Source organism: Fervidicoccus fontis Kam940 (assembly GCF_000258425.1).
Taxonomy (GTDB): Archaea; Thermoproteota; Thermoprotei_A; order Sulfolobales; family Fervidicoccaceae; genus Fervidicoccus; species Fervidicoccus fontis.
This window is the reverse complement of sequence record NC_017461.1, coordinates 1052078-1077071: the sequence shown is the minus strand read 5'-3', so window position 1 is coordinate 1077071 and position 24994 is coordinate 1052078. Positions and strand designations below refer to the sequence as shown.

Here is a 24994-nt window from a genome sequence, read left to right as displayed (position 1 = left end):
CGAAAGAAAAGGTGGTAAACTTATAATTGGAAAAATTTTTTCTGAAAGTTCAAGGTATACTCTTAGATTGACTCATGTCCTTTTAAGCAGAATAACCAAGCTCTTCAAATACAAAGGGCTATATGTTTACATCCCAGAAGGCGTTTTTAATCCAACTTTCACATTATCTACAAGCCTCATAATAGATTATCTTAACGAATTTAAACCTAAAGGAAAAGTCCTAGAAATTGGGTGTGGAACTGGAGCCATTTCCATATATATTGCAAAGAAATTTGGTCTCAAAAGTTATTGCACAGATATAAGCGAAGTAGCGCTTGCTACTGCAAAAATAAATTCAAAAATTAATGGCGTAGAGAAAAATATTGAGGTTTTGAAAACGGAGAAACTTAGGTATGTTGCTAGTTTTGATTTAGTAATAACAAATCCTCCCTACCTTCCTCTTGAACCTATAGACTCTTTAGACTTAAATTGGTGCGGCGGCAGAGATTTAAATTTACTAAAAGAGGCAATATTGTTGGGAAGAAAAGCTCTCAGAAAAAAGGGAGAGATGATAATAACGTTATCCTCACTAACTGATTTGACTCTTTTAGATGATTTTCTTAAGAAACAAGGATTTTTTATGGTAGGAATAAAAAGAAGAGTTTCTCCTTTTGATTTAGTTTTCCTTTATCATCTTAAACTTCAAATTTAAATAAATGCGCCTCTTATTAGTATTTAAAAGACGGTGATCTGTTTGAAGCTCTTAACTTTTTCAATTAAAGGAGAGAAGAAAGTTGGCCTTCTTACTGAGAAGGGAGTATTAGATCTTCCTCAGGCATTTAAGAAAGTGTATAAAAGCAACTATGCTCCCGACTTTTTTTACTCAATGAAGAAGCTAATACTTATGGAAAAAGAAGCCAAAAAGCTCATAGAAGAAATAGAAGCAAAGAGTTTAGATTTAGATCTTGAGGGTAATATATATCTCAAAAAAGGAGAGTTCAAATGGGAACCTCCAGTTCTAGATAGTGAAAAATTCTTGTGTGTAGCAGTAAATTACAAGCAGCATGGTCAGGAGAGCGGGCTAAAACCTCCTTCTCGACCCTATTTCTTTCCGAAGTTTCCAACTTCGCTAGTAGGGCATGAGGATAATATTCTTAAGCCAAAAGTTTCAGAGAAGGTTGATTGGGAAGTTGAGCTTGGAGTTGTTATCGGAAAAGCTGGAAAATATATTAAGAAAGACGACGCCGATGAGCACATTTTTGGATATACAATAGTAAATGACATTACGATGAGAGATTGGCAGTTTCCGCCACTAGGCTCTCTCGGGCTGGACTGGATCGGCGGAAAGACCATGGATCTATCTACACCTGTCGGTCCATACATAGTTACAAAAGATGAAATAGATAATCCAAACAATTTGAAGCTATACCTGAGGGTCAATGGATCTATTGAACAAAACGGTAGCACAAATGACCTAATTTTCAATGTAGAAGAGCTAATAGAATGGTCCTCTAAAGGAATTACGCTTAGACCTGGAGATATAATTTCTACTGGCACACCTTCTGGTGTTGGACACAGCAAGAATAAGTACCTTAAAGGAGGAGATGAAGTCGAGGCAGAAGTTGAGAAAATAGGCATTCTCAGAAACTTCGTTGTTGAAGAGCTGTAATGGATTTTACGGTGTAAACATGGACAATATTTTAATAAGCGAAGCAGTTTATTTTTTGAAGAAAATTTGGAATTACCAAAGTGAGCTTGCAAATTGTTTCTCTCTTGTATGGATCAAGAAAGATAACCAAAGGGATTTAGGCTATATTCATTTTTGCAAGCAAATCTATGGTAAGGATCTTTTTTCAAAAATATATGAATGGCTAAGGCAAAATTTAAGCAACTTAGCTATGGAAGGATATGACATATATTACCAAGTTCTTCCTTTATGGAGAAAGCCAGAAAAGGGAAGAGGCACAAAAAATGAAGTGAAGATTTCTAAGTGGCTTTGGTGCGATCTTGATTTTAAAGAGGAGGTGCTTGATGTCGAATTAGATGACAATCTTAAAGAAAAGCTGAAATTCAAGGATTATTATTGCGAGGAAAAGGATAACTATGGTCTTTTCTGCACATATAGAAAAAACAAATATTCTTGGTACGTTGTTAAAAGACCTGCTCTTGCAGAAATACTTGAAAAAGCTGCTAAATCGTTTAGATTGCCGGATATTGTTGTTGATTCCGGCAACGGTTATCATCTTTATTTTGAGTTAAACAAAGAAGAGAGTGCACTAAAGATATTAAGTCTAGAAGAAAACGTCGTTGAACTACTTGGAGGGGATGAAAAAAGTAAAGACCTAGCTAGAATTTTAAGGCTTCCTGGTACAGTAAATCAAAAGAACAAAAGGATTTCTAAAGTAATATATAGGAAAAATAACCTCATCTAACTTCCATTTCGTGCTTTTATCAAAACTTTTCAGCGCTATGCTTTAATTATCGCTTTTTGTCTTTTCCTAAGCTGATTAGTCCCTTGTCGAAAACCTTATTCGTCCCCCCCTCCCCCCACATAGCGAGGGATGGAGTAGTCAAGTCAAACATTGAAATAGTTCTGTCTTTGCACTCATATACAACGCTTCCTTATAAATAAAAGAAAATAATGCCTTGTAATTTTTCCTGTATTATTTAAAAACTCAAATTAAAAATCGATTGTAATTTAGATTTTTATCAAATATAATACCCTTACAATTCAATAAGTATATACCTCATAACAAAAAGTGAACTCAAAAGAATTTAACATCTTTAATATCATTTATATCGCAATCATCTAGCAAATTTTTTTGCTAAAAACGAGCTAAGCTCTCCTTCGTTCACTGTGTAGGTAGTTGGAGGATTTAGATGAGAGTTATAGCTATTCCTTACAAAAACTGATATGCTTGCATTTTTCAAGCTCTCAAGGTCACTTTCTGAATCTCCAAAGTATGCAAACCTCTCTATATTTAAGATCGCATTCGCAATTTTCAGACCTTCCATTTTTCCCGCCTTGTCAACATATACCTCAACAAATGGTCTCTGGTACCATTCTATTACCAGCTCTCCTCTTATTGCCTCTCTTATAATTTCATCAATGCAGTTTGGCTTTTCTCCGCACCTCCTCCAACTGATCCCCAGACCTATCAGCTTTCCGTCCAAAGACATCTTTTCCTCGACCTTTAAGCACTCTTCGTCAGCCATCTTTTTAAGTTCTTCAAGCTTTTTAGTCCTTTCGATTTGAAGTACACCCTTTTTATGTACAACCACATCTCCTATTATAGCTTCTAACCCATTTGAGCAAACGAAGGCATCGAAAAAACCTATTTTCTCCATAAGAAATCTGCAGTCCCTAGTCGAGGCAACTATCAGTTTATACATATTCTTTAGCAGATTGAGAATATCCAAAAGCTCTCTTGAAACTCCGGCCTCAGAACCTATAGGGCTTAAAGTCCCATCGTAATCAAATACTAACGCCTCAACCTCTTCTCTATCCATATCAATCACCGAAAGCTCTGTCACCCGCGTCTCCTAGCCCAGGAACAATGTATCCCCTGCTGTTTATCTCCGGGTCGATTGAAGCTATGTATACGCTCACATCTACTTCTGAATTCCTTTCTATCTCCCTAATTTTTTCTATTGCAACTTTCGTAGCTATAGCTCCAACGATGATTATTTTCTTTGGCCTAGCTCTCTCCAATACGATATTTGTCACTTTGCTAATGGTAGATCCTGTTGCAAGCATTGGATCGGAAATAATTACTATGTTTTCTCCAGATATTTTTGGCAATCTTATATAATTAACTTCTATCTCAAAATTTTTTCCCGAGCCCATCCCCAATTCATCCATCCTTCGTGCTGATACTACTCCCTGCTTCGCATTGTAGAATATCTTTATAAGTCCTTCAGTGAGAGGGGTTCCTGCCCTAAGGACAGTAATTATTATGACTTTATCCATATCCCTGAACTTCAATCCTTTAGCCTTAGCTCCGAGAGGAGTTTCAACTTCTACTTCTTCCTTCTCCATCTCCCTTGTTATCTCTATTCCTAAAGCTCTCCCAAGCTTTACCAGAGATTTTCTGAATTCTATTTGACTGGTATTTTTGTCCCTAAGAGTCGTCAAAACTGCTTGCACGTACGGATGATCTATGACGTTGACTTTGAACATCGTGAATTCACTCCTTTATTTTCTCTCTCAAAAATTGCTTAAAAATTAAACTGTTTTCCTACAACTATTGAGCTTTTAAAAAGCTTATTTATATTTTTGTGCGAATTATTAAGATTTTTATATTTTTGAAGTGAAAATATTATAATGGGGATTATTGTAATGACAAAAGTATACGTAATTACGGGGGGAGGGGGAGGTATAGGAAAGGCAACTGCAAAGCTTTTAGCGAAAAAGGGGAGCCTGCTACTTGCTGATATTGTGCCTGAGGCTTTAAAAAAGGTCGAGTCTGAGCTTAAAGGCGAAGTAAACGGAAGCATTGAAACTATGGTCACCGATGTAAGCAATGAGAGAGATGTCAAAGAGCTCGCAAAAAAAGCTTCGGAGCTCGGCGACCTTGGGGCAATTGTTCACACTGCAGGGATCTCACCTACAATGGCAGACGCTAAAAGAATCTTTGATGTGAATCTTGTAGGAACTGCATATGTTTTGAAACATTTTCACAATATAGCTACTAGCGGTAGCGTAGGAGTTATGATAGCATCAATGTCCGCATACATGGTACCCAGGGATACTAACGTTTCCAATCTACTCAAGGATCCTTTATCTCAGGGTTTTTCTGAAAAGCTCTCTGTGATTGCAAAAAGCGATCCAGGCATGGCTTACAGCCTTTCTAAGCTTGGCGTAATTCTTTTAGTTGAAGATCAGGCTGAAGCATGGGCTAAAAAAGGAGCTAGGCTCGTCTCAATCTCTCCTGGAATAATTGATACTACAATGGGCAGGAGGGAGCTGGAAATGCAACCTGCAATGAGGCAACTTCTTCAAATGACACCCCTCTCTAGGATGGGCAGACCTGAAGAAATAGCAAACGTGATAGAATTCCTCGTTAGCGAGAAGAGCTCATACATAAATGGAACCGACATACTGGTTGATGGCGGTGTTATTTCAAGCCTGAAAAAGGCCTTTCTAAAATGACTGTACTTTTAAAAATCTTGGATTAGCTTTATTCATTTAATTTATTTTAAGTTTAGAGTGAAACTTTTAAAGGGGATTAAAGAAAAAAGAAAAGTAGAGCGGCGGTCGTCTAGCCTGGATCAGGACGCCGGCCTGCCACGTCGGAAATCCCGGGTTCAAATCCCGGCCGCCGCATTTTTTTGAGTTTTCAGTTGAGTTTTAATATATAAACTGATTTCAGTTGCAAACAATTAGATGACTCAAGCGTCTATCCACATTCGAGATCTTCATAGAGCAATTAGTTACCATTATCTATCTTTGAAATTGAACATAAATTCGAGAAATGAAAAATAGGTGATTGCCCCTAAAACGAGGTTCTCTCTTTAACATTAACAATAGCTGTTGCGACTTAACATCAACCGTTTATATACCAATCATTCTCACTTGCCTTAATTTTTTAAAAGCTTTCTAGTTTATATGCTTCAAATTAAAAATGGTTTATAAAGCATAAAAGCATTAACTAGAAGCGAAGATAATTTAATATTTTATAAAACATGATAACATTATGGGTGGTTAAATATGGGTATGAAAAAGCTTACTCCCTGGACAAGTTGGTATGTAGAATGGATAGATGATGGCGATGCTTCTTTCAAAGCAGCTAATCAGCTATATGCTATGGAAAAGACGCCGTATCAAGAGGTTTTTGTAGTAAATCTATTGACCCTTGGAAAGGCTTTAATCATTGACGGAAAGGTACAGTCGACGCTTTTTGACGAGTTTGTATATCATGAGTCATTGGTTCACCCTCCATTGCTGGCTCACGGAAACCCTGAAAGAGTTTTAATTTTGGGGGGAGGAGAAGGAGCAACGCTCAGAGAGGTATTAAGGTATAAAACCGTTAAAAAAGCAGTCATGGTCGACATCGATGAGAAGGTGGTGGAATTTTCTAAGAAATATCTGCAGGAGTGGCATCACAACTCCTTCTTTGATAAAAGGGCGGAGGTTGTAATAGAAGACGGCAGGAAGTATCTGGAAAATGCCGGAAAAAGCGATGAAAAGTTCGATGCAATAGTGATTGATTTAGTTGACCCTCTGGCAGGAAGCCCTGCAGTAAAGCTTTATACGCGCGAGTTCTATCAGCTGGTCAAGGGAGCGCTCAAAGAAGGTGGCGTTATGGTAACGCAAGCAACCAGTCCTGTACTCTACCAGGAGATGTTTGCCACGATACATTCAACAATAAAGAGCGTCTTCAAAATCGCAAGACCCTATGCGGTCTACATGAGGAGCTATAACGGGCTCTGGGGCTTTGTCTTCGGATCAGAAGAGAAAGACCCTCTGCAGCTCAATGAAAGTGAGGTGGAAAGGAGAATAAGGGAGCTTTTAGTGAATCCAGAAGATCTGAGATATTATGACGGGGATGCCCATATAGGCATGTTCAAAATTCCTAAGAACTTAAAACAGGCGCTGAAAAAATACACTGATATCTCAACAGACGAGAAACCAAAATACCTAGAAATTTAAAATGGAAAATTGGGGATTTATAATCTGAAAACCTCAAAATTGCGGCAAAATCTATATAAAACCTTTTTAACACTAATATTATTTGATGTCTCCGGGAGCTCAGGGCTTCAAGCCCGCGGCCAATCGCCCGGCGGCGCACGCGGACACGGAGCAAAAGCTCCGAGAATGAAATCGCTGCCTCCGGTTGCGGGTATATTTCTCCCTGAGCGTAGACCGGGGAGACAAAAATATAAAAACCTATTTTGAAGAAATTATTTTGCTACACTTATAATGACGGCCTGAGGATACCATGGAGGGAGGGCTCTTTCCCTCATGGAGAACTCGGGTCTGAGATAGGTCATATCATTCCCCGATATGCAAGGTTCGGGAGCAACGCACCAATCTCCTTGTGCGTATGCCCTCCGACCTTGCGGCCGAACTCCGGTTGATCCTGCCGGACCCGACTGCTATCGGGGTGGCACTAAGCCATGGGAGTCGCACATCCCACCGCTGTGGGGTGTGGCGCACGGCTGAGTAACACGTGGCTAACCTACCCTCGGGATGGGGATAACTCCGGGAAACTGGAGCTAATACCCAATAAGCGGGGAGGCCTGGAACGGTTCTCCGCCTAAATGGATGGAAGGGGGTTAACGCCTTCTATCCGCCCGAGGATGGGGCTGCGTCCCATCAGGCTGTTGGCGGGGTAATGGCCCGCCAAACCTATAACGGGTAGGGGCCGTGAGAGCGGGAGCCCCCAGATGGGCACTGAGACAAGGGCCCAGGCCCTACGGGGCGCACCAGGCGGGAAACCTCCGCAATGCGGTAACCCGTGACGGGGTCACCCCGAGTGCTCTCCTTTTGGAGAGCTTTTCCCTGCTGCAGTAAGGCAGGGGTAATAAGTGGGGGGCAAGTCTGGTGTCAGCCGCCGCGGTAATACCAGCCCCACGAGTGGTCGGGACGGTTATTGGGCCTAAAGCGCCCGTAGCCGGCCCAGCAAGTTCCTGCCTAAATCATCGGGCTCAACCCGGTGATTGGTGGGAATACTACTGGGCTAGGAGGCGGGAGAGGCCGGGGGTACTGCCGGGGTAGGGGCGAAATCCTATAATCCCGGCAGGACCACCAGTGGCGAAGGCGCCCGGCTGGAACGCGCTCGACGGTGAGGGGCGAAAGCTGGGGGAGCAAACCGGATTAGATACCCGGGTAGTCCCAGCTGTAAACGATGCGGACTAGGTGTTGGACGGACCTAGAGTCCGTCCAGTGCCGCAGGGAAGCCGTTAAGTCCGCCGCCTGGGGAGTACGGCCGCAAGGCTGAAACTTAAAGGAATTGGCGGGGGAGCACCACAAGGGGTGGAGCCTGCGGCTTAATTGGAGTCAACGCCGGGAACTTTACCGGGGGCGACAGCAGGATGACGGCCAGGCTAATGACCTTGCCCGACGCGCTGAGAGGAGGTGCACGGCCGTCGCCAGCTCGTGCCGTGAGGTGTCTGGTTAAGTCCAGCAACGAGCGAGACCCCTGCCCCTAATTGCGACTCACTCCTTTTGGAGTGGGGCACATTAGGGGGACTGCCGGCGTCTAAGCCGGAGGAAGGTGGGGGCCACGGCAGGTCAGCATGCCCCGAAACCCCCGGGCTGCACGCGGGCTACAATGGCTGGGACAGCGGGAACCGACCCCGAAAGGGGAAGGCAATCTCTTAAACCCAGCCGCAGTTGGGATCGAGGACTGAAACCCGTCCTCGTGAACGAGGAATCCCTAGTAACCGCACGTCATCATCGTGCGGTGAATACGTCCCTGCTCCTTGCACACACCGCCCGTCGCTCCACCCGAGTGGGGAAAGGGTGAGGCCCTGCTCCGAAAGGGGTAGGGTCGAACCCTTTCCCTGCGAGGGGGGAGAAGTCGTAACAAGGTAGCCGTAGGGGAACCTGCGGCTGGATCACCTCCTGATGGCACCGGGAGGTTGGAGGGCAAACCGCATGCACAAGGAGAGTGAAAAGTTGCTCTCGAAAGGGGAATGATATGACCTATCGCTACAATGCAACTTCGGACGAAAGTCCGAGGTGAAGTGGCACAGGTGAATGAGACGTGCATTCACCGATGAGTGCCGAGTATAGGAGTCCCAGACGCCTTAATGGGCGGATCCTGTCCCCAGGAAAGCGGCATTTAAGCCGCCTGGTGGATGGCTCGGCTCGGGCGCCGAAGAAGGGCGCGGCAAGCGGCGATATGCCCGGGTGAGGCGCATGCAGCCGTAGAACCCGGGATTCCCGAATGGGAACTCCTACTGCAGGTTAATAGCCTGCAGTGCCCGGATAACCGGGCGGGAACCCCCCGAACGGAAACATCTTAGTAGGGGGAGGAGGAGAAACCAAACGGGATTCCCTGAGTAGGGGCGACCGAAAGGGGAAGAGGTCAAACCAAATCCCTCTATGATAAGTAGAGGGAGATGTGGTGTTGAGAGCTTCTGGCTGGTTAAAAGCCAGAAAGCCGAGCCTCGGTAGCTGAAGTGGGCTGGAATGCCCCACCGCAGAGGGTGATAGTCCCGTAAGCAAAACCGAGGTGGCTTTCGCCAGAAGCTAGAGTACTACGGCCCGGTTTGGCCGTAGGAAGCAGGGAGCCACCAGCTTCCAAACCTAAATACGTCCCGAGACCGATAGCGGACAAGTACCGCGAGGGAAAGCTGAAAAGGACCCCGAGAGGGGTGTGAAAAGAGCCTGAAACCAGGCGGTTACACCGGATGCAGCCCGAAAGAAATGAACTTCTCCAAAGGAAAACGGAGTGATCCGTGAGTACGAGGAGAAGCGATCGGGGTTGCATCTTCCGTCTTGAAACACGGGCCGGGGAGTTCACGGTTGTGGCGAGCTTAAGGGGCTAACCCCCGAAGGCTCAGGGAAACCGACAAGTCCGCAACCGGTTCTCCGGTGAGGGACGGGGTCCCAAAGGGCCTGGAGTCACAGCCGTGAAACCCGAAACCGGGTGATCTAGGCGGGGGCAGAGCGAAGCCGAGGGAAACCTCGGTGGAGGCTCGAAAGGGTTCTGACGTGCAATTCGTTCCCCTGACCCCCGTCTAGGGGCAAAAGACCAATCTAACCCGGTGATAGCTGGTTCCCGCCGAAGTGGGTCTCAGCCCAGCCTCACTGGAGGTAGGCCATGGGGTAGAGTTACTGATTGGAAGTGCAGTAGCCGAAAGGCTACGACTTCCAGTCAAACTCCGAACCTGTGGCCGCCGAAGAAGGTGGGAGTGGGGTTTCCCAGGGGTAAGCCTGGGAGCCGAGAGGGGAACAACTCAGACCGAGGTTAAGGCCCCAAAGTGCTGGCTAAGTGCCATCTAAAGGGCGTCCTCAGCCTAAGACAGCGGGGAGGTTGGCCCAGCAGCAGCCATCCTCTAAGGAGTGCGTAACAGCTCACCCGCCGAGGCTGAGGGCCCCGAAGATTGGTCGGGGCTAAGCCAGCCGCCGATACCTCGGGGCACCTCTGCATTGCAGAGGTGATCCGGTAGGCGGGCGTCGGGGTGGGGCAGAAGTCGGGCCGTGAGGTCCGATGGACCCGCTCCGAGTGCGGATCCCGGTGGTAGTAACAGCGAAGAGGGGTGGGAATCCCCTCCGCCAGAAAGGGCCAGGGTTCCTCGGCAACGGTCGTCGGCCGAGGGTCAGCCGGTCCTAAGCGAGCCCGTAACACGGCGCTCGCAAAAGGGAAACAGGTTAATATTCCTGTGCCGTGGAGGTAGGCATCGCGGCAACGCAAAGCTCAGCTCCTGACGTTTCGGGGTAGGCTGACAGGGGTAGCCGCCCCTGCTAACCTGCCGAATACCGGGAAGTACCGTCAAGGTGAGAACCGGTAGAAGGGGGGAATGGCCTGCCTAGTGCAGGTTCAGCCGATCCCTGGAACCCATGAAAAGGGAGCTGAGAACGATCCTCCACGCCCGTACCGAGAACCGACACAGGTGCCCCAGGGTGAGAAGCCCAAGGCGTCTGGGGGTCAGCGCAGGCCAGGGAACTCGGCAAATTAGCCCCGTATCTTCGGAAGAAGGGGTGCCTGTGGACCTGGGCAGAAACCTGGGTCCATAGGTCGCAGTGCCTAGAGGGACCTGACTGTTTAATAAAAACATAGCTCACCGCTAGCCTGTAAAGGTTTGTACGGTGGGTGAATCCTGGCCACTGGCGGTCCGTGAACCCCGGGTCCAACCGGGCGAAGCGCCGCTGAAGGCCGGGAGTAACTCTGACTCTCTTAACGGGAGTATCTCGCCTAGGAAAACATAAAAATTCAAAAAGATATTAAGTATGAAATAGAGCTTATTAAAAAAAGAAAACCTTAAAAAAAATCGCAATTATTGATTCATACTTAACTGAAAGGCGGGAGCTCCCGGGAGAAAGGTAGCCAAATGCCTTGCCGGGTAAGTTCCGGCGCGCATGAACGGATCAACGAGGTCCCTACTGTCCCGGCCTGCGCCCCCGTGAATCTATAAGCTGGTTCACAGTCCAGCAACCTCCCGTAGGGAGAGAAGACCCCGTGGAGCTTTACTGCAGCCAGATGTTGTCCTATGGGAGTGGGAACGTAGCGTAGGTGGGAGGCGTCGATCCTACCCTTTCGGGGGTAGGGGAGCCGATCCTGAAACACCACCTTCTCGCTCCCGTAGGACTTACCCTGGGTATCCAGGGGACAGCACCTGGTGGGCAGTTCGGCTGGGGCGGCACGCGCGCGAAAAGATAACACGCGTGCCCAAAGGTCGGCTCAAGCGGGTCAGAAACCCGCTGTAGAGTGCAAGGGCAAAAGCCGGCCTGACCGAACCCCGGATAACAACGGGTTCGGACGGGAAACCGAGGCCTAGCGAACGCTCGTGCCCCCACTGGTGGGGGCCGGGCATGACAGAAAAGTTACCCCGGGGATAACGGAGTCGTCGCGGGCGAGAGCTCCCATCGACCCCGCGGTTTGCTGCTTCGATGTCGGCTCTTCCCATCCTAGAGGTGCAGCAGCCTCTAAGGGTGGGGCTGCCCGCCCATTAAAGGGGATCGTGAGCTGGGTTTAAACCGTCGTGAGACAGGTTGGACTCTACCCACGGGAGGCGTTGGCCGTCTGAGGGGAAGATGCCCACAGTACGAGAGGAACTGGGCATCGCGGCCTCTAGTCTACCGGTTGTCCGGCAGGGCAATGCCGGGCAGCCACGCCGTTAGGGATAACCGCTGAAAGCATCTAAGCGGGAAGCCCGCCCCGAGACGAGACGGCCATTCCGTGCGGGGAAACTCGCACGGATGGAGGGCCCCCGTAGAAGACGGGCTTGATAGGACGGGGGTGTAAGCTCCGAGGGACTTGTTCCCGAGGAGTGAGCCTGCCGTTACTAAAAGCCCGACGCCGCTTGCTTCTCTCCTGGGACCTAAAGCTGCGCATATCACAAAAAGCGCGCAGCTTTTCAGGATTCGCTCAGGGTTAAGCCTGGGACTCCTATACTCGGCACAGAATTTAATTCTCAGTTTTAACTTCTTTAGAAGTTAGGAGTTTTGAGAGAAATATCTGATAAATTGGTTCATTTTTATTGATTTTTGAGTAACCCATGGGGGGAGTCCATGTAGGTAGTACTTCCCTGATTTCCCTTAAACTGACTGGCTTTTCATATAGCTTTGGCGATAATACTTCAATGGCAATTGCAGTTTTTGCTCCTGCTATAAACTTCCACGACTCAGGAGATATACCCTTTTCATTTTTCTTCCTCACATATCTCCATATTTTCTCTGGAGGACCTCTTATAATTCGTCCGATCGTAAATTCACCTGAGATTGCTTTGACCCTCCCGCTGACATATACTATAGCAAGACCTCCCTTGATCAGATCCTTTCCTTTTCCTCTTCTGAGCTCGAACTTCTTTCTTCCAGAGAAAATTGCTTCTGCATATTCAGGTCTTATTGAAAATATATATATACTCTCCAAAGACATCGCCTTTTGAAGAGCTTTCGTCTGTGGAGAAAACAATTTAAAAATGAAAAGTAGGTATTTATAAGTCTTTTTTAGCTATAGTTTTTATTTATTAATTGAAAAATGTCTTAAATATTTTAGGTGGTTTCATATGAGTATAAACTACATATCCCTCGGAGATGTGAAAATAGGAACATACATCATCATAGAAAATGAGCCTTGCAGGGTTGTGGAGATAACAAAAGCTAAAACGGGGAAGCACGGGAGCGCTAAGGCTCATGTTGTCGCCATAGGACTTTTCACTGGAAATAAAAGGACTTTGACAGCGCCGGTGGATCAGAGAGTAGAGCAACCAATAATTGAGAAGAAAGTTGCTCAAGTCATTGCAGACCTTGGAAATTCCTATCAACTTATGGATATGGAAAGCTATGAAACCTTCGAGGTTCAAAAGCCAAATGACCCAGAACTGCTGAGCAAAATAGCTCCTGGAAAAGAAGTAGAATATTGGGAGGTCATGGGACAGAGGATAATTGTTAGGATGAGAGGATAAGGGTAACAGATTTGAGCAACATTTTTTCGGGAATAAAGGAAGCAATTAAAAAGTTTCTTTCATCTACTTCTCCATATGAGCAGAGCGTAGAGGAGTTTATAAGAGAGCTCCAGAGGATCTTAATTAAATCTGATGTAAATGTAAAGGTGGTTTTTGAATTTACGAGCAAAATAAGGAAGAGGGCTCTAGAGGAAAAGCCACCGCAAGGAGTGAGCAGAAGAGACTGGTTCATTAAAATTGTATATGAAGAGCTCATATCGCTCTTAGGAGGAGAAGAAGAGCTTAACGTGTTGCCGAAAAAAAAGCCTTATGTGATAATGCTTGTAGGAGTCCAGGGGAGCGGGAAGACTACTACTGCGGCAAAGCTAGCCTGGTACTATAAAAATAGAGGATATAGAGTAGGGCTGATAGCTGCAGACACATTCAGGGCTGGAGCATATGAGCAGCTGAAGCAACTGGCAGAAAAAGTTGGGGTTGAGTTTTGGGGAGATAAGGGGTTGAACGATCCCGCAGAGATAAGCAGAAAGGGACTAGAGTACCATCTATCAAAAAAGGCAGAAATAATAATTATTGATACTGCTGGAAGACATGGGTACGGTGAGGAAAGCAAACTTATTGACGAGATGAAGGCAATAGCAGATGCTGTAAAGCCTGACGAAGTCATCTTAGTATTGGATGCGTCAATCGGTCAAAAGGCTTATGATCTTGCGAAGAAGTTCCATGAAGCCACACCTATAGGTTCAATAATAATTACAAAGCTGGACGGCACTGCGAAAGGCGGAGGCGCAATATCAGCGATTGCAGCCACAGGCGCGAAAGTAAAATTTGTGGGAACTGGAGAAAAGGTCGATGAAATTGAGCCTTTTAGACCTAAAAACTTTGCTTCAAGGATCCTGGGAATGGGCGACATAGAGGCAATATTGGAAAGAGTATATTCAACCATGAGCCAAAACGAGCTTGAAGAAATGGCGGATTCTTTAATGAGCGGTAACCTCAATATGAAGCTGATTTATAAGCAAATAAAGCAGATCAGGAGCATGGGGCCGATCGGAAAAATACTTAGAATGATACCTGGATTGAGCATGTCATTACCAGAAGACGAGGGCGCTCTAAAAGTGAGCGAAAAGAAAATGGACATGTGGCTTAATATAATTAACAGCATGACATATGAAGAAATGGAAAAACCTGAGCTTCTTGAAAGAGAGAAGTCAAGGATAAGAAGGATCGCAATAGGTGCTGGAGTGGCACAGGAAGACGTTAGAGAGCTTTTGAATTATTACAACTACATAAAAAAGCTCTTAAAGCAGTTGAAAAGAAGGAAGTCTCTTCTTAAAAAATTTGGAGGAGCAGATGAATTCTTAGAGGAGGAATAGAAGTTTGGAGAACGAAGTATTAAGCAAAGCGATAAGCATAATGGAAAAATATCCTTTATGCGACTCATGTTTGGGAAGGATGTTCTCCTCCTTTCTAAAGGGGTTTACTAATGAAGAAAGAGGAAAGGCAATAAAAATAGCAATTGCGATGGAGCTAATAAAAAAACTTAAGAGTGGTGAAGAGGAGGCGGGAAAAAAGCTGGAAGCCATCTCTCAATCTTTAGGTCCGGAGTTTGATAAGACGCTCGAAGAGGTTAATATTAAACGCAGGACTGGTGAATGCTATTTATGCGGTGGCAAATTAAAGAAATGGGTGAGCCTGTATAAAGAAGCTGTGCCCATATTAAAGAAAAAATCTGTAGAGTCCTTTGTCGTTGGAATTACAGGTTCAAAAGAAATAGAAACCAAAGAGGATGAGCTTCTCAGAGAGTTTTCAATAGACACAGCTGAATCCATAAAGTCTGAGCTGAGGAGAGAAGTTGGAAAGCTGATTACCAGCTCTACTGGTATAGATGCAGGTTTCACAGATCCAGGCGCAGTTATTTACATTGATTTGAAAAGTGAGAATCTGAGAGTAAAAGTGATGCCTCTGTTCATTAAAGGAAGATATATCAAAGCTGGGAGGAACATAAGCCAAGTAGAGTGGTTCGATGATGACAAAAAACAACAACTTTCTGTTAAAGGAATGCTTTCCGTTCTCAGTGAGTTTTATGGGGGGGAGGTTTTACTTCATGCCTCTGGAAGAGAGGACGTTGATGTGAGGATGCTCGGTTGGGGAAGGCCTATGGTAGTTGAGATAAAAGATCCAAGAACCAGGAGAGTGCCGCTTAGCTACATCAGCTGGCTAGTAAATAAAAATCCATACGGAATTTTCATACTTGAAGAAAAGGGGAAAAGGAAGGATGTGAGAGAGATAAAAGAGCTTGACTCAAAGAAAAGAAAGATTTACAGAATAGTTGTAGCAGGCGATGTACCCCTCAATGAGAAAGATGCTGATACGATAGTAAGAGAGCTGAAGGGAAAGGTAATTGAGCAGAGAACCCCTACAAGAGTTCTTGTGAGGAGAAAAGATGTTGCAAGGAGGAAAAAAGTATACGATATAAGCTTGCACGCTTTTTCCGGGGTATTGATTGGGTTGATAGAGACGGACGGGGGGCTTTATATAAAAGAGCTGATTTCTGGTGATAATGGAAGAACTAAGCCGAACTTCTCTGAAATACTCGGAAAGAGTGTGCAATGTATCGAGCTTGATGTGGTCAAGGTTGTTTGGTAGAGCTTCCCTCGATCCTCCTTTTAACTCTTCTGAGGACATGCGTCAATATTCTAACTTCTGGCTTTGATGGAGATGACCTAAATAGCACATGCCTCATGGCTGTTCTTGCCCTCATTATTTTTGTTTCATCTCCTAATGCCATTGAAGCTATATCGCCGAATATGCTTACGGCTTGCTCAAGTTCTTCTCTCTCGGCTAAATTTACCAGATCCCTTTTTCTTTTGGACTTGTATATCTCATAAAGATATATTGATACCGAATTTGCCAAATTCAGAGCTGAGTACTCTGAAGACGAAGGAATTGTTGACACAAAATCGCACTTCGAAAGCTCATCTCTAGTGAGACCTGAGCTTTCTCTTCCAAATACGATACACGGCTTTTTATATCTTTCAAGAAAAGAGGGCAGATCATAGGAGGGGATCGTGCTTCTTAAAATATCACCATCCAGGCTGAACTTAGCTGTAGTGCATACTCTGACATCACATGGAGAGAGAGCTTCATCCAGGTTTTTATAAACTACTAGATTGTCTAATCTGCCTACCGCTTTTGCTGAAAATCTTCTGGCCTCATCCATATCGAGCTCTCTTGGATAAACGAGAACGACATCGTCTACCTCGAAGTTTTCAGCCAGCCTCATTATCATTCCTAAGTTTGCTCCACCTTCGATACCTACAAGCACAAGTCTAATATCCATTTTTCTCCCCTTTTATTAAGTACAAGTCTTCGAAGAAGAAGCTCTTGCTCGAAACGATGCCAAACTTCATATCTATTTCGCTCATTTTCCTATACAGAATCTCTAAATTACCTAGAGATGAAGAAACTAACAAAAGCGTTCCGCCGCTGCTTAAAATTTCTGGTATCTCGTCTAATATAGAAAGAGAAAAATCTATTCCTTCTTTTCCTCCAGCCCATTGTAGCTCAAAGGGATCGTTAGCATTTTTAGGCTCAATTGGTAGATAAGGTGGGTTTATTATGATTGTATCGAAGCCAGATCTCGACCTCAAAAAAGTCACCTTGTTACCAATAACTACGCTGAACCTTTCTTGCTGCTTATCAAAGCTGCTTAAATTCAAGCATGTCGAATATGAAGCTAAACAATTCACATCAGTAGCAACGACATCGCTCGCTCCAAGCACTAAGGAATGAAGGGCAATGATCCCGCTACCTGTTCCTATATCTAAAACTTTTTTATTTTTAACAATCTCAGGGTGAGAGCTTAAATACTCCAATATCATATATGTGTCGTCGCTTGGATCATAAACCCCTTCTGGAATGCAGAGGAAATATCCCCATCTTACCTTTCTGTTACTTCTGCACATCTCCTCGAAATTTCTTCCATTTCCCATGGAGATAGCTCCCTCACCCTTTTATTTTCAAGTAACTTTTCTATATAATCGATGCAATTTAACTTTAAGGTTTCTAAGCATTGCTTAAATACTTTTCTGGAATTTTTATTTCTCTGCGAAAATACGCATGAAGTTAACTTTTCAAGTAAAAAATGAACCTTGGTATCATAGTTCTTCTTCCTTTTTAAAGAAACAATGCTCACAGAGACTTTTGGCTCGGGAAAAAAGCTCTTGGGAGTGAAGCTTCTAACTATCCTAATTTCAAATAACAGCTGAGCTAAAATGGAGAGCCTTCCATAGCTTTTACTTCCAGTTGCAGCGACAAGCCTTTCAGCAACTTCTTTTTGCATTCCTAAAATCATGTTTTTTATATTATTATTTCTGCAAGCTTTTATGATAATGGGAGAAGTTATTGAAAATGGAGTGCTTGAAAAAACTACGCTTGTTTTTATGCTCGGAACTATGCCCAATGCATCTGCCAAAATCAGATAAACGTTTCTCTCCTCTATTATACTTGAAATTATCGAAAATAAGCTTGCATCCTTTTCGATCGTGATTATATTTGATGATGAAAAAGCATAAGACACAGCTTTGGTTAAAGTCCCTATCCCAGTCCCTATTTCGACCATCCATTCAAGGTTATCTATTAGAGAGAGCTCTTTTATGAAAGTCTCAATGTAGTTAGGATCAATTGTAAAATTCTGGCTTAGCTTTTTTTTAGGCTTAATCCCTGCTTCCTTTATGAAATGTATCGTCCAATTTTTTAATTCAATTGGGGAGAAGAAAAAAACCTTATGTTCATTGGTTCTTTCCATTATAAATTCATTCCCTATAAATTTCGTCTAAAATTCTTAAATATACAGCCTGGGATTCATTAGGACTTGGTCTTATAAAAAGATAATACCTCTCCCCTCCAATAAGCTCTTTTACAATCCTCTCGGCAATAACCTTTTCAATGTTGTGAATCTTAACGCCTCTTATAGTAAGTCTTTGAACGATATCCTCGAATGATTCGAACGGCTTTCTCTTCCTCTCATCTAGCATAACATTTAAAGTCCTCTTTCCTATTCCAGGCAACAATTCAAGCATGTGCATTCTCAGTGTTATTGATCCAGCATTATTAAAAAACTTCAAGAAGTATTTCTCATTTTCTTTAATTATCTGTGAAAGTACTGACACGAGATTTTCTTTAGCTACAGTTGTTAAGTCCTCATAAGATATAGGACCGAAAATCGACTTGATTGGACCTTTTCCAACATAGTCTGGACCCGCATATATCTTTTCACCCACTTCAAAATTTTCTCCCTCAGGGACTACTAGCTCAAATAGGGTGAAATATTTATAGCCAACTACCTGTGCCAGCGGTACTCTTCTATGTTCAACATGTTTGTCAAACGGATTTCCGTGAGGGAGAAAATCTAAGACGACAGCAACATCATCAGGTATCTCTCTTTTCTTTTTTGCTTCGCCATAAAAGTATCTGTCACCTTCTCTTTCATTTGACAAACATCATCACTTCCATAATTGTTTTGCGTTATAAAATATATTAGAAAATTAAGTATATTAGTATTAATGTTATACACAATTTGAATACCATAAAGTTCAAAAGCACTTACTTACTATCTCTACAGCCTTTTCCACAGTTTCAGAAGGCAATGACTGATACTGCTGTGGCAATAATGCTCTTAATTCTGCGCTTTCTGTTGGAAGTACGTTTATTATCATCACTGCGAGTTCTTCAGGTATTGACAGTTTTTTTAGTTCTTCCAAAATTTCTTTAATGTTCTCAGCTTTGCATTTCCTTACAGCACTAAGATACTCTTCTACTTTCTTTATTATTATGGAATCTTTATCAAAGCTTGATGATTTCAAAAGCTCCTCAAGCTGAGAATTGGATAGGTATTCTTTGCTTACAATAATCCTTGGCAAATTTTACATCCTCTATAAAGTTTTAATTAAAATTAAGCCGCTACTGTAAGCGGTCTTATATGTTCTGGTCTAACAAAAAGCGTTCTCTTTACACTACCCTCATAAAGTTCTACTATATATGCCCTTCCCCTTCTACCAACAATTACGCCGGTCCTTCCATGAAACCTTCTATGCGGCATTCCTTTATGTATTGATGGATTAATATATATCATTACCTTATCTCCTACATTATATTTTATCATAAGAAGGCTGAGAGATGGCACTCCTCCTCTTTCTCTGATGTCCTTTTTAAAGAGCTTTCTCGTCCTGTGCCTGTAGCCTTTAGGTGCTTTAACCAATTTTACACATCCTCCTTAAAATCATTTTAAATGTGACAAATTTTTGCTAAAAATATTTTCCCTTCCAAATAGGCAAATCACTAAAAGAATAAAATAAATTGAGATTATAAATCTTTCATAACGAGTTTATTTAAAAACAAACAGCATTTTATTAAAAAGTAAAGATTAAAGCATTTTGTGTTTGATCATTTGTATTACTGCCAAGCGACCATCTTGCTCAGAACTTCATCTCCGACCTTTCCCTTCTCCACATCCGATATAGCTTTTTCCATAATCTCTACTGCCTTATCGATCTCCTCTCTCTCGATCGTGAGGGGAGGGGCTATCCTCAATACATTCCCGTACTTCCCGAAGGTCATCATTATCAGGCCATTTTCATATGCCCTCCATATGATCTTCTGCGCCTTCTTGCTCGAAGGCTTCAAGCTATCCTTATCATCAACGATCTCAACCCCTATCATGAGCCCCTTCCCTCTGACATCTCCAACGATCTCGTGCCCATCCTTGAGCTCATTCAGCCTCTTCATCAAGTACTCTCCCATGAGCTCAGCCCTATCATGAAGCCTGTTCTTTATTATATATTCTATGCCAGCCATAGCTGCAATACTTCCAAGGTAATGACCTGACGCATTGGATCCTAACGTATTTGGAGGACCTGAATCAATTATTTCCTTTCTCCCGACAACTGCTGACATGGGAAAACCAGCACCGAGATTTTTTCCTAAAGTTACGACATCTGGTTCGATACCAAAGTGCTCAATTGCGAACATCTTACCCGTCCTACCGAAGCCTGTCTGAATCTCATCATCTATTAGTACTATCCCATACTCATCAGCGATCTTCCTGAGGCCTACTATGAAGCTTTTAGGAGGCACGAGGACTCCCCCATCCCCCTGTATAGGCTCAAATATTATAGCAGCGAACCCCTTCCCATATGCATCCACCTGGAGGGTCCTCTCGATCTCTCCAAGGAGTATCTCTCCATACTCCTCAGGCTCAATACCTCTCGGTCTCCTGAACGTATCTGGATACTTGAAGAAGTATACATAGGGGTATGCGTTATATTTGTACCTTGTTTCTGGTTTAAATGAGCCTGAGCTAGAAAGAACAAGATAGTGCGTTCCATGATAAGAATCCTCAAAGGAGCCTATATACTTTCTTCCTGTAAAGGCAAGAGCAACTTTTAAAGCCATGTCGTTTGCTGCTCCACCACTGAGCTCATATAAAACTTTTTTCTCATAGCTACCAGGCACTATATTCACTAGCATTTCTGCTAGCCTTATAGATGGTTCATGATACAAGTATTGATCGTAATCAATCATGTCATCAATGGCCTGCTTTATAGCTTTTACAACCTCATCATTGGTATGTCCTATATTAAATGATGCAGCGCTAGTCAAGAAATCTATGTATTCCCTTCCTTCGATATCCCAAATTCTGCATCCTTTTGATTTTTTAATTACTATTGGAAAATATTTGAAAGATATTCCTACTCCTATATACTTCCAATATTTTTCAATTAATTCTTCGTTTAGAATTCTTTTTTCCTGTTCCATATTCCCCACTACTTTTTTATTTAATTATTTTTTAATTAATATTTAAGTTTTAATACTTATCAAAATGTGTGTTTTATATTCCCATTATCGTTCACATAATTTTTATAAACTCAACTGTCCCATTCAAAATATTTATTGAAGGTATACCTAGAGAAAATGGTATTCTGATAAAAGCATACTATATAACCATTTTGATAAAGAAAAGATATGAAAATACATTGATAAATTTTTCAAAATAGTATAATACAGCACCTTTATTATAAATTAAAGAAAAGTTTTAATAATTATCATTAATATAGAAAAATTTGGTGTGAGTTTATGCAAAATTATGATACAAAATACTCAAGTAGAATTAATTTCTTCGAACCATCACCAATAAGAACCATTATGTCAAAAATCAGCGACCTATCAAGAAAGAGAGAGGTTATATCGTTTGCAGCAGGAGAGCCAGATCCTTCGGTTCTTCCAAGAAAGATCTTCGGAGAATTGATGAAGGAAGTATTTGAAAAAGTCGAGCTAGTTGGAAATTACACTCCTGCAGACGGTGCATTTGAGCTCAGAGAAGAAATCGCTAAGTTTATGAAAAAATATGACGATGTAAAGACGGATCCTAACAAAATAGTCGTTACTATAGGTGGAAGCCAAGCATTAGATTTGCTTGGGAGGATTTTTCTAGATGCAGGAGATATAGCTATTTCTGAAAGCCCTTCATATGTAAATACGCTCATTGACTGGAAGCAGTATGGAGCAAGAATTGTTGGAGTGCCTGTTGATGACAGTGGAATGATTACAGACGAGCTGGAAAAAACTGTGAAAAAGCTAAAGGGAGAGAGAAAAAGAGTAAAGTTGGTATATACAATTCCGACCGGTCAGAATCCAAGCGGAGTTACAATGATAGAAGAAAGGAGGAAGCATCTTCTTGAAATAGCATCACAATATGACCTTATATTAGTTGAGGATACTGCATATAACCATCTTTTATACGAAGGACAGCCGCCAAAGACATTGAGAAGCATGGATAAAGAAGGCAGAGTAATTTATAGCGGTACGTTTAGCAAGATATTGGGAACCGGTTTAAGGATTGGATGGCTAGAGGGTCCTAGCGAAGTTATGGACCTGATTAAAATGGTCAAGGGACCGACTGATATGTGTGCTTCCACGCCAATGCAATACTTGGTCATCGAATCATTAAGAAGGGGAATTTTTGAAGATGCGAAAAAGAAGGCACTAGAAAATTATAAAATGAAAAGAGATATAATGATAAAAAGCATAGAAGAGAAGCTCAAAGGATTGAAATTCACAAAGCCTATTGCTGGAATGTTCATTTTGGTATGGTTGAAGAAGGGTATGGATGGATATGCATTTGCTGAAGAGCTTTTGGAGAAGAAGGGAGTAGCGGTAGTGCCGGCGGCAGCTTTCTATACTGACGATAGCGGTAAAGAAGTAATAAGGCTGAATTTCTCTATGGTTCCACCGGAAAAGATTGAAAAAGGTATATCAAGCATAGCTGAACTTCTAGGCTTCTGAATTTTTAAATTTAATAGCAAATATTTTAATAACCTCTTTTTTCAATAACTCTTAAAGAAGGTGTTTATAATGCCGATCCGACCTGCTAGATGCTATACACACTTCAGCTCTCCACCATATACAAGAAAGGAGTATATACCAGGAGTACCTCAGCCAAAAATTACAAAATTCGAAATGGGAAATCCGAAGCTTGATGCGGACTACATTTTATCCCTAATAGTTTTAGAAGATGGACAAATTAGGCATAATGCTTTAGAAGCTATGAGAGTTGCAGCTCATAAGTATTTAACTGCCAATGTAGGCGAAGGAAACTACTACCTGAAGGTTACCAGATATCCTCATCATGTGCTGAGAGAAAATAAGATGATGGCCTTCGCTGGAGCAGACAGACTTCAGGATGGAATGAGGCTTTCCTTCGGAAAACCTATTGGGACAGCAGTTAGAGTATACAAAGGTTATGACGTCTTGGTAGTAAAGGTTAAGAAGGAACATCTAGAGCATGCAAAAAAAGCTTTGAAAGTTTGCTCTTCTAAGATTCCTTTTCCAACAATGATAAAAATCGAACCCGCAAAGAATAATTGATCCTTTTCTTTATATAGTAAATTTAAAATCAAATTATTACTTGCTTATTATTTTTTAGATACAACTAAAGCCTCGCCATTCATGGTTGGTATGAAGATTTAATTAGCTCCTATGCTTTTTATTCTTTGATGACAAGCATCGAGAAAGTCTTATCAAGAATGAGGGGTTGCTCCCGATCACTAGATGAGGGTTTTCAACAGTTTTGTGTATAAATGTTTATTTAGGTTTTTGTGGGTCTTTTTCTGTTGACCTAGGCCTCTGGAGTGGCTCTAAGCTCTTTCCTATGACGGGTAATTCCCAGAGGAGAGGTTGGAGCCTAGATTTATGAGGTATTACAAGTGTGGTTTTAAACACGACAGGGACGTAATAGGAACAATAAACATAGTCAAAAAGTACCTCTTAGGTATGAGCCCCGTGCCTTTGGGCTCGAAGGGTGCCCATGACCCCCACGTAGAGTGACTAGTGGCCACGGTGAATCATGGATTTGAGGCACAACCCGCCATAGGCAAACCTATAGCGATATAGGACGGGAAACAGTTCGATAGCCTAGAGAAAGCTTTAGATGAACAGAACTCTGATCCCCTCGACTGCCCTGCAGATGAAAGATGTATTCACGAATAGATGCGGGGAACAGATGAATTCCCTAAGGGGAACCCTCGCTCTTTAGAGCGAATAGGAGGTCAGATATATATAAAACAGGTATATAGTCAAATTCAGTAAAGTAACAGGAAAGCCTATCTTAAAGAACTCTGAAAATGGGATCGTCTCTTTATACCTGCTTTCTGAGATTTCTAGTATTATAATATTAGAAGCAGCGCCGAAAAGGGTTAAGTTACCTGCAATTGTCGAAGACATAGCAAGCGAGATCCAGGGCACTATATTATTTGCCGTATATCCTAATTCTCGCATATAATCCATAAATAGCTTTACAAATGGAACATTGCTGAAAAGCTGGCTCAATATTATAGAAATAATAGATATCAGCACTGGAGCTATTGTATCACTTGGCTTTGATGGAATGAATACCCTTAAAAGCTCAGAAGCTACTCCGCTCTTCCATACACCGTCCATTGCTATAAACATTGTGATAAAAAAGATGATTGTTCCCCAGTCCACCTCTTTTATAAGCGACCTAGGCTCACTCACGAAAAAATATAAAGAGGATGCAATAATGAACGGTATGAACCCTATCTGCTCTATACTAGGTTTTCCCATAACTCGTAAGATATCATTAACTATCATTGCGACTATTACTGAAAAAATTCCTATTGCTGCAAGGATTGCATCTTTTTTATTTTTTATTTTTTCTTCAGGTATTGTTCCGATGTCAATAGAATTATTAGGAATTTTGTAAATCTTTATAACCAAAAATGAAGTAATCACTAGATTTATAATTGTGGGCAAAAAAAGATATTCTATAAAATAAATAAAAGGAGCGCTCATTCCAGAGCCGATGGCTATAAGCACGTTCTGCGGATTTCCCATCGGAGTCATAACAGAACCGATTGTTATTGAAAAAGCGAGAAGAATGAGCAATTGCCTGTATGGTATTTTTAGGTGTTTCGAGATGAAATAAACTATCGGAGGAGCCATCACTGCCATTGTATCGTTAACAGCTACTGATGTTAGAAGGCCAAAAAAGGCAAAAGTACCTATAATTGCAGCATATGTCGATTTGAACTTACTAATCACGTAATGAGAAAGAAGGTCAAGCAAACCTGAGCTTTCGGCTAAAGCGATAATGCTGAACATTCCTATTAGGAAGAAAATAACATTTAAATCTATAGCTGAAGGAATCTCTTCGATATTCACTAATCCTCCTGCAACAGACAAAAAGGCTAAAAAAGACATAAAAGACCAAACAGGTATATTAGGATACTTAGACCTAAAAATTAGAAAGAATACCAAGAGGATGAGTATTGCCCATGCTATAAGCGTATGGGTGACCAACTCTCTTCACTTTAGCTTAAGTATTTTTGCAATACTTATGTCCCAAACAATTATATGATAA

Annotated in this window: 21 protein-coding genes, 1 tRNA gene and 2 rRNA genes; 13 read left to right on the top strand and 11 right to left on the bottom strand. The window is 42.5% G+C overall.

All coding sequences use genetic code 11. The annotated features are described in order from the left end of the window. The first annotated feature begins 67 nt into the window (after positions 1-67). The 3 genes from FFONT_RS05590 to FFONT_RS05580 are packed head-to-tail and all read left to right on the top strand — an operon-like array spanning position 68 to position 2411. A complete protein-coding gene (locus FFONT_RS05590; RefSeq protein ID WP_014558261.1) occupies positions 68-691 on the top strand; it encodes a methyltransferase in 624 nt (207 codons plus the stop codon). 42 nt (positions 692-733) lie between these two features. Further along, complete coding sequence (locus tag FFONT_RS05585) at positions 734-1648, top strand: fumarylacetoacetate hydrolase family protein (protein WP_014558260.1); 915 nt, start codon at positions 734-736, stop codon at positions 1646-1648. A gap of 19 nt (positions 1649-1667) precedes the next feature. Continuing rightward, entirely contained in the window at positions 1668-2411 is a 744-nt protein-coding gene (locus tag FFONT_RS05580) for a hypothetical protein (RefSeq protein WP_014558259.1), read from the top strand. Between the two features lie 373 nt (positions 2412-2784). Here the strand turns inward: FFONT_RS05580 and FFONT_RS05575 are convergent, their stop codons facing one another. Both FFONT_RS05575 and upp read right to left on the bottom strand, forming a co-directional pair. Further along, positions 2785-3489: an HAD family hydrolase gene (locus tag FFONT_RS05575; protein WP_148683711.1), complete on the bottom strand. Its 705-nt coding sequence runs from the start codon at positions 3487-3489 to the stop codon at positions 2785-2787. 1 nt (position 3490) lies between these two features. Next, on the bottom strand, positions 3491-4159 hold the full coding sequence (gene upp, locus FFONT_RS05570) for a uracil phosphoribosyltransferase (protein WP_148683710.1): 669 nt from the start codon (positions 4157-4159) through the stop codon (positions 3491-3493). A gap of 159 nt (positions 4160-4318) precedes the next feature. Between upp and FFONT_RS05565 the strand changes: the two genes are divergently transcribed. From FFONT_RS05565 to FFONT_RS05545, 5 genes are all read left to right on the top strand, one after another. Further along, positions 4319-5131 (top strand): SDR family oxidoreductase, encoded by an 813-nt coding sequence (locus tag FFONT_RS05565; RefSeq protein ID WP_158308323.1) that lies wholly within the window; start codon positions 4319-4321, stop codon positions 5129-5131. A 98-nt stretch (positions 5132-5229) separates the two neighbouring features. Then, a tRNA-Gly gene (locus FFONT_RS05560) sits at positions 5230-5305 on the top strand. A 384-nt stretch (positions 5306-5689) separates the two neighbouring features. Further along, positions 5690-6631: a polyamine aminopropyltransferase gene (speE, locus tag FFONT_RS05555; protein WP_014558255.1), complete on the top strand. Its 942-nt coding sequence runs from the start codon at positions 5690-5692 to the stop codon at positions 6629-6631. A gap of 417 nt (positions 6632-7048) precedes the next feature. Next, a 16S ribosomal RNA gene (locus tag FFONT_RS05550) occupies positions 7049-8550 on the top strand. Positions 8551-8755: 205 nt separating this feature from the next. Continuing rightward, a 23S ribosomal RNA gene (locus FFONT_RS05545) occupies positions 8756-11961 on the top strand. Together the 16S and 23S rRNA genes form the textbook arrangement of a ribosomal RNA operon. Before the next feature lie 98 nt (positions 11962-12059). Here FFONT_RS05545 and FFONT_RS05540 read toward each other — a convergent pair. Then, positions 12060-12524 carry an ASCH domain-containing protein gene (locus FFONT_RS05540; RefSeq protein ID WP_148683709.1) on the bottom strand — a complete coding sequence of 155 codons (465 nt, stop codon included), beginning with the start codon at positions 12522-12524 and terminating at the stop codon, positions 12060-12062. A 136-nt stretch (positions 12525-12660) separates the two neighbouring features. Between FFONT_RS05540 and FFONT_RS05535 the strand changes: the two genes are divergently transcribed. The 3 genes from FFONT_RS05535 to FFONT_RS05525 are packed head-to-tail and all read left to right on the top strand — an operon-like array spanning position 12661 to position 15705. Continuing rightward, the gene (locus FFONT_RS05535; RefSeq protein WP_014558253.1) at positions 12661-13059 is read left to right on the top strand and encodes a translation initiation factor IF-5A; all 399 of its coding nucleotides are present in this window, start codon (positions 12661-12663) and stop codon (positions 13057-13059) included. 20 nt (positions 13060-13079) lie between these two features. Continuing rightward, positions 13080-14432: a signal recognition particle protein Srp54 gene (locus FFONT_RS05530; protein WP_148683859.1), complete on the top strand. Its 1353-nt coding sequence runs from the start codon at positions 13080-13082 to the stop codon at positions 14430-14432. A 4-nt stretch (positions 14433-14436) separates the two neighbouring features. Then, positions 14437-15705 carry a tRNA pseudouridine(54/55) synthase Pus10 gene (locus FFONT_RS05525; RefSeq protein ID WP_014558251.1) on the top strand — a complete coding sequence of 423 codons (1269 nt, stop codon included), beginning with the start codon at positions 14437-14439 and terminating at the stop codon, positions 15703-15705. Here the strand turns inward: FFONT_RS05525 and FFONT_RS05520 are convergent. The 7 genes from FFONT_RS05520 to FFONT_RS05490 form a co-directional block, all read right to left on the bottom strand. Next, positions 15689-16399, bottom strand: coding sequence for an RNA methyltransferase (locus FFONT_RS05520; RefSeq protein ID WP_014558250.1), 711 nt, complete (start codon positions 16397-16399; stop codon positions 15689-15691). The genes FFONT_RS05525 and FFONT_RS05520 overlap by 17 nt on opposite strands. Then, positions 16389-17051 carry a HemK2/MTQ2 family protein methyltransferase gene (locus FFONT_RS05515; RefSeq protein WP_148683708.1) on the bottom strand — a complete coding sequence of 221 codons (663 nt, stop codon included), beginning with the start codon at positions 17049-17051 and terminating at the stop codon, positions 16389-16391. Before FFONT_RS05515 ends, FFONT_RS05520 begins: the two co-directional genes overlap by 11 nt. Then, on the bottom strand, positions 17000-17866 hold the full coding sequence (gene rsmA, locus FFONT_RS05510; protein ID WP_014558248.1) for a 16S rRNA (adenine(1518)-N(6)/adenine(1519)-N(6))-dimethyltransferase RsmA: 867 nt from the start codon (positions 17864-17866) through the stop codon (positions 17000-17002). Before rsmA ends, FFONT_RS05515 begins: the two co-directional genes overlap by 52 nt. Positions 17867-17873: 7 nt before the next feature. Beyond that, positions 17874-18557: a DUF655 domain-containing protein gene (locus FFONT_RS05505; protein ID WP_014558247.1), complete on the bottom strand. Its 684-nt coding sequence runs from the start codon at positions 18555-18557 to the stop codon at positions 17874-17876. Positions 18558-18653: 96 nt separating this feature from the next. After that, the gene (locus FFONT_RS05500) at positions 18654-18980 is read right to left on the bottom strand and encodes an Rpb4 family DNA-directed RNA polymerase subunit (RefSeq protein WP_014558246.1); all 327 of its coding nucleotides are present in this window, start codon (positions 18978-18980) and stop codon (positions 18654-18656) included. Positions 18981-19012: 32 nt separating this feature from the next. Further along, complete coding sequence (locus tag FFONT_RS05495; protein ID WP_014558245.1) at positions 19013-19318, bottom strand: 50S ribosomal protein L21e; 306 nt, start codon at positions 19316-19318, stop codon at positions 19013-19015. Positions 19319-19512: 194 nt separating this feature from the next. Continuing rightward, positions 19513-20874, bottom strand: a complete 1362-nt coding sequence (locus tag FFONT_RS05490; RefSeq protein ID WP_014558244.1) for an aspartate aminotransferase family protein — start codon at positions 20872-20874, stop codon at positions 19513-19515. 318 nt (positions 20875-21192) lie between these two features. Between FFONT_RS05490 and FFONT_RS05485 the strand changes: the two genes are divergently transcribed. Together FFONT_RS05485 and FFONT_RS05480 are read left to right on the top strand one after the other, a co-directional pair. Next, the gene (locus FFONT_RS05485) at positions 21193-22401 is read left to right on the top strand and encodes an aminotransferase-like domain-containing protein (RefSeq protein ID WP_148683707.1); all 1209 of its coding nucleotides are present in this window, start codon (positions 21193-21195) and stop codon (positions 22399-22401) included. A gap of 69 nt (positions 22402-22470) precedes the next feature. Continuing rightward, a complete protein-coding gene (locus tag FFONT_RS05480) occupies positions 22471-22983 on the top strand; it encodes a 50S ribosomal protein L16 (RefSeq protein ID WP_014558241.1) in 513 nt (170 codons plus the stop codon). Positions 22984-23646: 663 nt separating this feature from the next. Here FFONT_RS05480 and FFONT_RS05475 read toward each other — a convergent pair. Next, complete coding sequence (locus tag FFONT_RS05475) at positions 23647-24933, bottom strand: ArsB/NhaD family transporter (protein ID WP_148683706.1); 1287 nt, start codon at positions 24931-24933, stop codon at positions 23647-23649. Between the last annotated feature and the right edge of the window lie 61 nt (positions 24934-24994).